Annotated in this window: 5 protein-coding genes and 1 tRNA gene; 3 read left to right on the top strand and 3 right to left on the bottom strand. The window is 52.6% G+C overall.

The features are described 5' to 3' along the window. Nucleotides 1-86 precede the first annotated feature (86 nt). Nucleotides 87-1,274 (top strand): endonuclease/exonuclease/phosphatase family protein, encoded by a 1,188-nt coding sequence (locus AACY82_RS15370; protein WP_339617720.1) that lies wholly within the window; start codon nucleotides 87-89, stop codon nucleotides 1,272-1,274. A 120-nt stretch (nucleotides 1,275-1,394) separates the two neighbouring features. Here AACY82_RS15370 and pelA read toward each other — a convergent pair whose 3' ends face one another. Then, nucleotides 1,395-4,436, bottom strand: coding sequence for a pectate lyase (pelA, locus tag AACY82_RS15365; RefSeq protein ID WP_339617719.1), 3,042 nt, complete (start codon nucleotides 4,434-4,436; stop codon nucleotides 1,395-1,397). Nucleotides 4,437-4,536: 100 nt separating this feature from the next. Then, nucleotides 4,537-8,778, bottom strand: a complete 4,242-nt coding sequence (locus tag AACY82_RS15360; RefSeq protein WP_339617718.1) for a CBM35 domain-containing protein — start codon at nucleotides 8,776-8,778, stop codon at nucleotides 4,537-4,539. Nucleotides 8,779-9,762: 984 nt separating this feature from the next. Between AACY82_RS15360 and AACY82_RS15355 the strand changes: the two genes are divergently transcribed. Next, nucleotides 9,763-9,839: transfer RNA gene (locus tag AACY82_RS15355), tRNA-Pro, on the top strand. Nucleotides 9,840-9,886: 47 nt separating this feature from the next. Beyond that, nucleotides 9,887-11,293: a hypothetical protein gene (locus tag AACY82_RS15350; protein ID WP_339617717.1), complete on the top strand. Its 1,407-nt coding sequence runs from the start codon at nucleotides 9,887-9,889 to the stop codon at nucleotides 11,291-11,293. Here AACY82_RS15350 and panB read toward each other — a convergent pair. After that, nucleotides 11,290-12,111: a 3-methyl-2-oxobutanoate hydroxymethyltransferase gene (gene panB, locus AACY82_RS15345; RefSeq protein WP_339617716.1), complete on the bottom strand. Its 822-nt coding sequence runs from the start codon at nucleotides 12,109-12,111 to the stop codon at nucleotides 11,290-11,292. The genes AACY82_RS15350 and panB overlap by 4 nt on opposite strands. Nucleotides 12,112-12,118 lie beyond the last annotated feature (7 nt).

Raw genomic sequence — 12,118 nt, 5'->3', positions numbered from 1 at the left:
GGTCATAAAGGTTATGATAGGCTCGGCGAAATTTATGCTTTTAAGTCGGTCATAAGGGGCGTCGAGTGAGAGTGCACGGAATAAAAATGGCAATATTAGGAGTCTTGATTGGTATGAGTGTCGCGATCACCGGGTGCGCTAAAAGTAAAGAAAAAGTGGTCACCAACCCCACCACACTCCGTGTGGCGACTTTTAATGTCAGCATGGAGGCGCGCAATTACGAATCTGAGTCGGAAAACTTCAAAGGCTCAATTTTAGTTCGTGAGCTGCAATCGGCTAGCAACACTCAAATTCATCATATAGCCGAGATTATTCAGCGCGTGCGGCCGGATATTGTGTTGTTAAATGAGTTTGATAACACCGCGCAAGCCGGTGAAGCGGAAGATTCTCTGGCGTTGTTGCAAAAGCATTACTTGGCTGTGGCGCATCAAGATGCCGAGCCTATTACTTACCCGTATCATTATCGTGGTCAGGTCAATACGGGTGTATTATTGCCGCAAGATATAGATGGTGATGGAAAAATTACGGCCCCGGCTGATACCTACGGGTTTGGTTTTTATCCCGGCCATTATGGCATGGTGTTGTTGAGCCGTTATCCTATTGATGAAGATTCAGTGAGAAGCTTCCGGCAGTTTTTGTGGGCCGATATGCCAGATGCGGCTCGACCGAAAAACCCCGATGGCACGCCTTATTATACCGATGCAGTGTGGCCGCTATTGCGCTTGTCGTCCAAGTCACACTGGGATGTGCCAGTACAGATAGGCGGCCAAACGCTGCATATTTTGGCGAGCCACCCAACGCCCCCAGTGTTTGATGGGCCGGAGGATCGCAACGGTGCGCGCAATCATGATGAACTGAGGTTGTGGATCGATTACCTCAGCGGCGCCGGCGAGTATCTTTACGATGACCAAGGCGGGCGGGGCGCGCTCGATATGTCCCGTGATTTTGTTTTACTGGGCGATTTAAACGCCTCGGCGGTGGAGGGTGATGGCCGCCGTGACGCGATCGCTAGGCTGTTGGCCCTTGCGCGCGTACAAGACCCTATGCCCACCAGTACTGGCGCGCGAGAAGCCCGGCCGGATAACAAATTTAGTGCGAATCATACCGCTAGTTGGGGGATGCGGGCCGATTATGTATTGCCGTCAAGCTCGCTTAAGGTGGGCGGTAGCGGGGTGTTTTGGCCTGCAAAAGATGAGCCGCTGCAGTATTTGGTGGAGGATCGTAAAAGTAGTTCAGATCACCGGTTAGTGTGGGTGGATATTTCGTTTGACTAATATTGCGCGATAGCGGTTTCGATAAATAAAACCGGGGTGCTGGCATCCTATCCTGCAACCCGTAAGAAAACGTTGGGCATTGAATTTGTTGGCCCCGGCTATCGCTCGGGGCCGGCCTATTTAATAACCTACGCTCTCGGCATAAGAAATGATTTTCTCGCCATAACTGCCACCCCAGCTGTAGCCTTCGCGACGTTCCTCGGAGATGTCCATAATGTCGTAGTAGGTGCCGCCGTCGCGATCACTAAAAAAGCCCTGATTGTCGTACAGGTTGTAAAAGCGATACCACATTCGATCGCCCGGGGAGTAAATAATTTTTTCCTCGCTGGATTTATCGTATTGGTAATCTTGATGAATGGTATTGGGGCTGCGGTACCAGGCCAGTGCGGCGTCAATGGCAGATTTGATTTGAGGCGTCTGTGGTTGTGTCATCAAAAAAGCGATAATTTCTACCGACTCACTGCCGCTGAGCGATTTTAACTCGTAGGCGCGGGCGGCTTTTGGCTGATAATCCGTGGCACCGTGCTGCGCACACCACACAGTCAAAACGCCATTTTGCTCCCACTGCGCATTGAGGATGTATTCCACCCCTTTATCGAGCGCGGTTTTGAATTGTGCGCGATCACCGCTGTTAAAAATATCGCTATCAAAAGGCGCAGCGCCTTTTTCGGCGTGGTAGAGAACGGTTAGCACGCGGGTCATGGCATCATCGTTAAAAGTCACGTGATCTGAGTAGCCGCCCCTGAGGGGATAAAGCTGCGGCCAGCCACCGGAGGGATATTGCATTTGCAACAAGAAGTCCATCGCCGCTCTGGCCGAGTCGCGGTAGGCGGTGTTGCCGGTGCGCTTGTACATCTCTGCCATATAGCTCATTTCTAGTGTGGTGGCGCCATTGTCGATAGTCGCGGAACCATTGCCGCCGTTACCGTTGCTATCGTACTCTTGGTTTTTGGGCCAGCCGCCATTGTCGTACTGATGTGAGAGAATAATGTTGGCCTGATTGGAACTTAGGCTCCACTCACTTAGGTAGCGGTTAAAGCGCTCGTGCACAGGGTTACCTTGCTGAGACAACACTGGTGCGCTGGCGACGTGGCCGCTAAAGCTCGGGACCCAAGACTCAAACATATTGTCCACGGTGTAGTTTTCCGCCTCGGCGTACGACAGCTGGCGGGACTCGGACACACGCTGCGAGGTGTCGGCACCGGCGCCGGTGTTTTGATATTCGGCAAAGCGCGCGGTAGTAAGGTTGTTGCTACCCATGGCGCGCCAGCCTTGCGGCAAAATATGTGCACCCAGTGCGACGTTTAAGTAAGTGCTGGCGCCATAGGGCCGCCAGTTTCTGCCCAGCGCGACGCTGTCAGCGCTGACCGAAGACGCCGCCGTTACCTCACCGCCGAGAAAGACAATGCCGTAGGGGCGATCTGCATCGGTACTGGGGGCGGTGATGGCGGTGCCGCCGCCCACGCTGTGAATCTGGCAGTGATCAAACACCGCTGTGGCGCCGCCAAAAATGTAGTCCACGGTGCCTTCGACATAACAATTTTTAAAATATTGTGAGCCACTGTGGACATAGAGGGTGTCTTGGTTGCCCAGAAAACGAGTGTTGCGAAATTGCACCCGGTCTGCCGCAATACGTACCGCAACCGCCTGGATACCCGCACCGTGGCTGTTTTCCATGGTGAGGTTTTCGACCGAGACGTCGTCGGCGGTGATGGAAATACTGGTGCTGCCCGACGTGCCTAAGGTGCCGCCGTTACCATCGGAGGTGTCGGCAGTGTCGTCGTAGGTTAATACCGTAGACTCGGTCTTGCCGGCTTCGCCGCACAGACTTAGGTTGGGCCGGTCGATGAGCAGTTTCTCGTAGTAGGTGCCGGGTTTGATACGAATCTGGGTGGGCTGAGAGTTGGAGCGCGATACACTGTTTACGGCGGCCTGCACACTGCTGTACTGAGCGCTGCCATCCTGAGCGACGGTAATCACCGGTTGGTCGGTGACATCGTTGCAGTCCATCACCACCACAGCGCCACACGAGCCCGCGCTCAGGTTGTCGCCCACGGCCGTCATCGAATCGATATTGGGCAAGCCGTTCGCGGTTTGGGCGATTAGGCGGACGCGGTTTTCGCCGGCCTCTAGCGGCACTGTGAGGCTCTCACTGTTCCAGCTGTCCCAAGCTCCGGTCGCGGGCAGGTAGGCGGTGCCAACAACGGTGCCATTGACCTCGATATCCGCTGGACGATTGCTGGTGGCGGCGTAGCGAATATCCAGTAGGGCGTTGTGGGCATAATCGGCGTTGATGCTATAGGTGATGCCGGCACCAGATTTATTGTCGCTGTTGGCAAAACCACTGCCGCCAAAACCACTGTGGTTACTGTCGATGCTTCCCTCTACCGAGCAAAAGCCGTTGTCTTCTTGCACAATTAAGGCCGTGCTGGTGGTTGCGATCTCGGCGTCGTCGCCGTTGGAGTTATAAATATTGCCATCGCTACTGTTAATTTTTATCCAGTAATAGTAGGTGCCATCGTTAAGGTCATAATCGGTATAGCGACTGCCACTGACACCGGCGGCGATACGAGTGCGCCCCTGGGGATTGGAATCTGTATCCCGGTAGACCGATTGACTGGCGATATTGATATTGCTCACATCCCAGTTCAGGGTGACGTCGTCGCCGTTAACACTGGCCGCGAGGTTGACGCTGGCGGTGTCTTCTTCGGCGCCATTGGCATAGGTTTCAAACTCGGCGACGGCGGGTGCGCCACTACTGCTGAGAATTTCAAAGTTGATTTTCGTCAAACTGACCGGAGCAAAATTAATGCTGCCGGCGCCTGAGCCCTGTGCCAAAACATCGCCGTTTTGGTGATTTACCAGCTGCCAAGAAGCAATGTTGCCTTCATGTCCCGAAGCCTCAACGATGACTGCGCGGGCAATGCTGGTGGCCTCTGACCATTTGACGGAAATACGGCCGGTGGCGCTATCGGGCGCCCAGTAACTGGCGGTGTTGCCATCGGTGACGTTGCCGTAACTGCTACCGCTTTGTTTCGAGGAGCCATCAGCGCCGGCACCGAGCGAGAGATTGGTGTCTGTTTGAGCATGCAGACTGGTGGCCCCGGATAGAGCCAGAACCAGCCCCATCCCGAAAAGAGTGGGCTTTTTGTGTGTATTCATTGTTATTTCTCTTATTGCCGATTGATTTTTGGAAGAAAAAAAACCCACCCGCTGGCGGCGGGTGGGTTTAATGCTTCATCGATATTTCATTGAGCGAATGTTACTGGCAGGAAACTTTACCTAAGCCCAGTACATAGTCAGCGTCATACCCAAGTGGCGAGTTAAACGGAACCTGTCCGTGCTTACCGGCGGTAGCGCTGAGGTAGTCGACCAACTCTTGTCCTGCTGGCAGTTGATGCTCATTCATCATGCTCTGTGAGGCGCTGTTGTAGTTTTGGCTTAAGTCACCAGTGCTGCCGGCGTTGTGCGTTAGTGCCGTCTCAGTGCTGAAGTCTAAGTTACAGGCGCCATCCGAGAACCATAAGTAGCTACCTTCGTTCTGGAAGTCACCGTCGCGAGTATCACGCAGCAAGTTTTCGGCGATCTCGTCAAGCGCGTCTTGCACATCATCTTTCTCTTGGTGAATGCTGTTATTCACAAACATGTTGTCTTGCCAAAACAGCTGAGCACCGACGCGTACGCTAAAGACGTCTTTGCGGTAGTTGACAAAGGCGTTGTTGAACATGTGCGAGGTGCCGCGACGGATTAACGGAACACGACGACCTGTGTTGCCTAAACTGTCGTAGTGCGCATCATCGGTGACAAACAAGTTGTCGTGCATGGTAGTGGTAATCTGCGAGTTGATTTCGCGACTGTCACTGGAGCCGTGCAACGATGCCCGCTTCACATTTAGCAGCTTATTGAATGACATGGTGATGTCATAAGCGCCCACTTTGACATCAAAGGCGGCGTCGCCGGTGGTGTCGAACGTGTTTTTGTGAATCCAGATATCGTGTGATGCACCGGTGTTGCGAATCATGTCCGGGTCAAGGTCGTGATCTTCCGTGTGACCGGCACCGATAAACGACAGGTGCGTCAGAATAACGCTGTTGGCCGTTTGCGTTGGCTGACCTGAGCTGTCTTTACCGATTGCAAAGCCGTTAAAGCGGAAGAAGCCTTCGCTCATGCGACCATCAAGGGTGGTGTTAGAGCCAACCACGATGTTGCGAATCGGCAGAGAGCTTTCGTTCAGAGCCTCGTTGTAAAACTCAGCCAAACAAGCCTCTTCACCCGATACGCCGTTATCATCGCACCACTCGGTGTAGTTAATACACTTTTGTTCCGTCGTGTTTAGCTGCGACAGAACATCAGGGTTACTACACTGCACGCGGTGCATGCTGATCTCGGTGGTGTTGGCAAAGTCAAACTTGTCAAACACAATCCAGTTGTAATCATCGCCGGTTACCGCATCGACAATCTGTTGTTCAACAGAGGTGTTGCTGTTTTTGGTGATGATGGTTAGCTGGCTGTTGCCGTTAGGGTCGTAACCGCCCAGCGCGTTTTCCCCGTAACCCACCGCGCGGCCGAGAGAGTTTGACAGACACTCGACAATCTCTTGATCGGTTTGCAGTGATGTGGCGCGCCAGTTGACGTTTGGATCAGTGGCGATGGCAACACAGTCCTGTGAGAGGTTAGTGTTGGGGGGCGGTGTCACAGAAGAGCTCGAACTCTCTGATGAATTGCTAGAGTTTGCCTCGCTAGACGAGCTTGAACTAACCACCGAACTGCTTGAGCTGCTGACTGTGCCCGAGGCGTTATAAACTTCAATCTCAGCGATTTGTGGCGCCGTGGTTGCCGAGTGTAACTCTAGGCTGACTTTGCTGGCCGATATATCGCCGAAGCCGTTGATGACCGCATAGCTGCCGAGGCCGCCGCCGGTAGCGAGGATGTCGCCGGTATCGTGGTTCAGCAACGACCAGCTGGTGGTTGCATTGTTTAGCTCGCGAACAATAACGGTATTAAACGAGCCGGATAAACCTTTAACCGAGATTGTCTCATTGCTGGCTGAGCCAGGCTGCCAGTAAGAGCTGGTGTTGCCATCAACGACATTGCCATAGCTGGTGCCACTGCCTTTGCTACTGCCGTCGGCGTCAGAGCCTAAGTTATTGCCCAGTTCAACCGGCTCGCTCGATGAGCTGCTTGAGACGGAAGAGCTTTGCTCGCTGCTGGAGCTGGAGGTTGAGCCGCCGTTACAGTCGCCGGCGGAAGGTGCAGCGCCGGTGATGCTTAAGCTATCAATGTTTGCCAAGCCAGAGCTGGTAGTGGCTTCTAAGCGCAACTCATTGTATCCCGCATCGAGGGAGACAGAGACCGTGCCTGAACCGGTGAAGTCATCCCAAGCGCTGGTGGGGTTTAAATCCACATAAGCTTGGTTGGAGCCATTCACCAACACATTGCCCGGGCGATTGTTGCTGCCGTTAGCGTAGCGCCAATTTAGTTGGTAGGTGCCTGATGTTGGCACGTTAACCGACCAGTTAATGCCGCTGCCTTGGGTGTTTTCGGTGTTGGCAAAACCGCTACCTTCATAGCCCGAGTGGTTGTTATCAATAGTACCTTCGACGTTACAAAAGCCGTCGGACTCTTCCAGCGTTAAGGTAGAAGATGCGGTGCTAATAACCGCATTGTCGCCATTGGAGTTAGTAACGACATTGTTGTTGTCGGTCACTTTAATCCAATAATAGTAAGTCCCATCGGCTAGATTGCTGTCGGTGTAGCTGTTGCCGGCAACACCACTGGCAATGCGCAAACGGCCTGCGGGGTCTGGGTCAGTATCGCGGTACACCTCTTGGTTGTAGTTGTTGATATTACTGACATTCCAATTTAAATAAGCGTCCGAGCCTGAAGTTGTTACGCCTAAGTCAACGCTGCCGGCGGCAGAAGAGGATGACGATGAACTACTGATCGGTCCCGAGCCGTTATACACTTCAAACTCAGCAATCTGCGGAGCACTGCTGGCGCTGTCTATCAGTAGGTTTACTTTGGTGGCGGTTGTGTCATTAAAATTAATGACCGCCTCATTGCCCAAGCTATTGCCAGAGGCGAGTACTGCACCGGTATCATCGTTCACCAGCTGCCAAGCGCTGGTGGCGTTGTTTAGCTCGCGAATAATCACGCTGTTAAAGGTCGTGGCGCTGTCCCATTTAATAGAAATGCGCTCGCCCGAGGTACCGTTAGGTTGCCAGTAGCTGGAGGTGTCGCCGTCGCGGACATTGCCGTAGCTGCTTGAGTCTTTGCTGGAGCCGTCAGAGCCGGCGCCAATCGATAGGTTGGTGCCTGGCTCGCCCGGATTTGAAGAAGTGCTGGAGCTTGACGAGTTATCCTCAGAGGAGCTTGAGCTACTGGACGATGGCACGCTGGATGAGCTGGAGCTGCTGGTCACTTCACAGCTGCCATTGGATACCGCAAGACCAGTATTGGCACCCGCGGTTGCCAGTACGATTTGTGGTACACAGGTCGCGTCATCCAAGCTGTAGCTGTAAGGGATGCTGATACTGGTGGTCGATACCGGATCGCTGCCAGCAGAGCCGGCAGGGTGGTTGTCGTCACCGTCAGAGGACCAAGTGATATTGTCCCAGATATTGCCGCTCACATCCCATGAGCCCATATCGTTGGTGTAGAAGGTACCCAGCGGATCTTTCGAGTCTAAGAAGTAGTTGTGGTCGGCTTTGATTTGACCGCCAACCCGTGGGTTCATCCCCGATTTTTGCAAGCCGATGTAGTAGTTGTTGTAAGCGTGAGCTGTTGCCCCGCGCAGCAAAGGGGTACGCGAGTCGATATTCTCGTACAGGTTGTGGTGAAACGTCACCGGACCGTTGTTGGTGTCGCCATCGCTGGAGCCCACCAATCCGCCGCGTCCTGAGTTGCGCAATGTACTGTAAGACAGGGTGACGTATTTAGTGTCGGCTTTCATATCAAACAGCGCGTCGTAGCCGCCGTCTTCGCCGCCTGATGCTTCGAGCGTCAGGTGATCGGCCCAGACGTTGTAAACATCGCTTTCCATACCAATGGCGTCACCGCCGTTAGAGGTAGGCGAGCCGGATTTCTTTACGTTGCGCACATGCAAGTTTTGCAGAATGATATTTTCTGAGCTGCGCAAGTGAATGCCGAGCTCGTCGAACAATGCCCCGTTACCCACACCGATAATAGAGACGTTGCTGACTTCTTTGATTTCAATTTTATCGTCGGCGGTGTTACAGCTATCGCCAGATACTTTACTGGTGTTGCCGTGATTGATGGTGCCTTCGACGTGAATAATGATGGGGGTATCGCTTGCGGCGCGATTACACAAAGCGGCGTGAATTTCGGTGCCGGTAGTTGCGTAAACTACGCTACCGCCGGCGCCACCGGTGGTACCACCGTTTAACGTGGCGTACCCGTCGGCTGCTTGGGCATTGGCGCAGACACCCGCGACGGCGAGTGCCAACGTACAGGGGACAAGTGTTTTTTGCAGTACATTTTTCATTGGACAATCCTATTATTAAATTTATGGATGCGTCGCAATTAGGGCATTACCTCTACCGACCAATCGCTACATTGCCATTGTTATGGGCGGACTGGTAAAAGCACTCTCGACAGGGCTGGCACATCCTCTGTTTTGCAACAGTCCGCTGTGGCGCAACCTGACTGACTTCTGGTGCTTTTTATATTGTTGACGTACCTGTATATCTGAGGAGTGAGTCATCTGTCGCCAATGATCCATCAATGGTCGGACAATCAATCCGGCATTGGTAATGCCTGATTGGTAAGGCAATGTAGTAGCTGTATCAGCTTGTGTAAAGCCAATTCGGTCACGAATTGGCAATAAACGACTGTTTTTGAGCTTTTTGGCGCAAGAAGTCTCTTTTGTTGTGACCGGAACAGTGCTGTAAAAAACTTTATTGGCCAAATGGTAAATGTGACAATAATTGGTCTGGCAGTTGGTCTGTCAGGTTGGAAAGCGGGTGCTACGGCAATGTGTGAGGGCATAACGTAATCAAACGCTACTTGAACTTATTAAGGGGGGCTGAATTATTTTGTTGTAGGCATTTTATGCACTGGAGGGCTGCGCGCGTTCAGGTGTCACTGGTTGCGAGCGAATATAGCTATATCATCTGCCTCGGATGTTCGCTATCTCCAATTGGTTTAAGTAATGCGTCCTGGAAACTGGAATTTTTTCAATGCTGGTCAATACTTACAGTACCAAAGGCTGAATCATACCCGCATTCGGCCAGCGGCTCGGCTCAGGCCGACAGGATCTTTCCTTTATGTTACTCCTAGAATGGTCTTTTTACCGACGCTTCCCCCAAGGCGTCGGTTTTTTTGTTGCCGTGAATCGTTTTTTAGGTGCGCAGTGTTCTCTGCGATGTTACCAGCGCCTCTGTCTCGAGGCATTTACATTGATTTTTTCGGTGCGCTATAATTTAAACCGCCTTGGTTGAAGCTTCCGGTGTCGCGAAGCTCTCGGCGGCGGAGCGTAGCGCAGTCTGGTAGCGCACCTCGTTCGGGACGAGGGGGTCGGAGGTTCGAATCCTCTCGCTCCGACCATCAATCTGACAATTTTCTACCTTCCCCGGTTTCAGTGGATGAACGTAATGGATATTCGAGCACGGTGTGATTTTGATAAAGGTGCTCGTGCAGCATGGTGCTGCCACCACTGCGAGGCGCATTTTAGTGAACGCTGTATCCCCGATGGTCACAACCCTTTGTGGGGGCGCAGTGGCCCACGGTGTTTGTTGTGCTTTAGTGAATTAACGGCGACCGACGACCCTGCGTTTGCCAAACCCTTTTGGCACGTTTTACCTTACTTGCTATTGTACCCATTGCATATCAATGGGTTGCTAGTGATGCTAGTTGGTGTGGCGGGTGCTGCTATGCTCGGTGGCGGCCTTGCCGCGTTACTTTTTGCATTTATCTTTCAATTGATGTGCGTTAAATATTTTTTTGCGGTGCTTGCGGAAAGGGCCGAAGGTAAGCGTTGGCCGCCGGGACTGCTGTGTCTGATAAAAAGTGATTCGCATTATTTATTATTAAAAGCCATTGCAGTTTACGTGGTGCAAGTGGCATTGGTGGTGGCCGTGTATTATGGCTTTACGGCCGGTTACTTGCCGGTTAGGTACCTTCCTTTTGTGGTCTACCCGCTAATTGCCTTTCTGCTGTTTGCGTTTCCCGCCGTTACCATGATTCTCGCTCAGGAGAAATCTCTGCTGCGCGCTATAAGCCCATTCGCTATTGTGGGCGTGATGTCTGGTATCGGTGTTTATTATTGGTTGTTGTGGGTGTTACTCCTGATACTTGCCGCAGCGGTAAATACGGCGGTGCAGTTTGTGCAACCGATGGTGCCGCCAGCCTGGCAACTATCGTGGGTTTTAGGAGCCACGACTTACAGCTCGTTGGTATGTTATGCGTTGCTCGGTTATGCCTTGTATCAGTTTCGCGATGAGGTCGGCGTTGAGGTTGAGTTTCATCAGCCCAAGCTGGATGAAACCGATTTTATACGCGCACAAGGCCTAGGGGCGGTGTTTGTATTGCAGCGCCACGGTGATTTAGAGCGCGCTCGCGATCAGTTGCGCGAGTTGCTTAACTTGTATCGGGACGATTTGGCGTTGCACCGTCAATATCATGAGCTGTTGCTAAAGGTTGATACAGCCGATGGCGCTAAAGCCTTGTGCGCCCATACGGATTATTTACTTGGCTTATTATTGGCAGACAATGCTAAGCGCGAGGCAGCGAAGCTAGTGTCTGAAACGCTGAGCAAGGTGCCTACTTACCGCCCGGCAAAGCTGGCCACCACATTGACGCTAGAGTCGCACTTGCGCAAATGCTTAACGCCGCACCAGTTGGCGGGATTATTGGTCAATGCTCACAAGCATTATCGTGGCGATAAAGGTATCCCGGCCGCTTATAAACGTTTGGCCGAGCTGTTGAACGGGCCGCTGGAGCAGCCCGATAAAGCGCAACAAATAAAGGCGTTTATCCAGCGCGAGTACCCAAGCGGTTAACCAAACATATGCTCAGGTGCCGGAAAGGTTCCGGCTTTTACGTCATCGCGGTATTTTTTTAAGGCGCCGGCAATGTCGCCGGTCTCAAGTAAAAAGTTTTTTGAAAACTTAGGTGGCTGCGGTGTTAAGCCCAAAATGTCGTTAATGACCAACACTTGAGCATCGGTATCGGTGCCTGCGCCTATCCCAATTGTGGGAATATCCACCGCCTCGGTAATGATTTTTCCCAGTGCTGCGGGAACACACTCAAGTACCAGCAGTGCGGCACCAGCGGCGGCCAGCGCTTTAGCATCTGCCACCATTTGCTCGGCCTTTTCACTGTCGCGCCCCTGTACTCTAAACCCGCCAAATTTATGCACTGACTGTGGTGTTAAGCCCAAGTGTGCGCATACCGGAATGCCGCGGTCGGTAAGCATTTTTACCGTATCCACCAGCCAGTGGCCGCCTTCGATTTTTATCATGTGTGCCCCGGCCTGCATAACGCGGGTGGCGTTGGTAAGCGCTTGCTCGGGGGTGGCATAAGTCATAAAAGGCAAGTCGCCAATAATGAGCGATTTTTGGTTGCCACGGGCAACCGCCTCGATATGGTAGATCATCTGCTCCATGGTGACGGGGATGACGCTGTCGTAGCCAAGTACAGTCATGCCCAATGAATCGCCAATTAAAACCGCCTCAATGCCACACTGTTGTGCCATTGCTGCCATCGGTGCATCGTACAGCGAGACCATGACAAATTTTTCTTGGCCACGTAATTTGTGCAGTGTGTTAATGGTGACTTTTTTGTCCAGTGCGGAATCGTGCGCTTGTGAGTAGGGCATGGGAATG

It is taken from the genome of uncultured Gilvimarinus sp. (genome assembly GCF_963972205.1).
In the GTDB taxonomy this organism is placed as follows: Bacteria; Pseudomonadota; Gammaproteobacteria; order Pseudomonadales; family Cellvibrionaceae; genus Gilvimarinus; species Gilvimarinus japonicus.
Note: the sequence above shows the minus strand (reverse complement) of the source record. Positions and strands in the feature narration are given on the sequence as shown.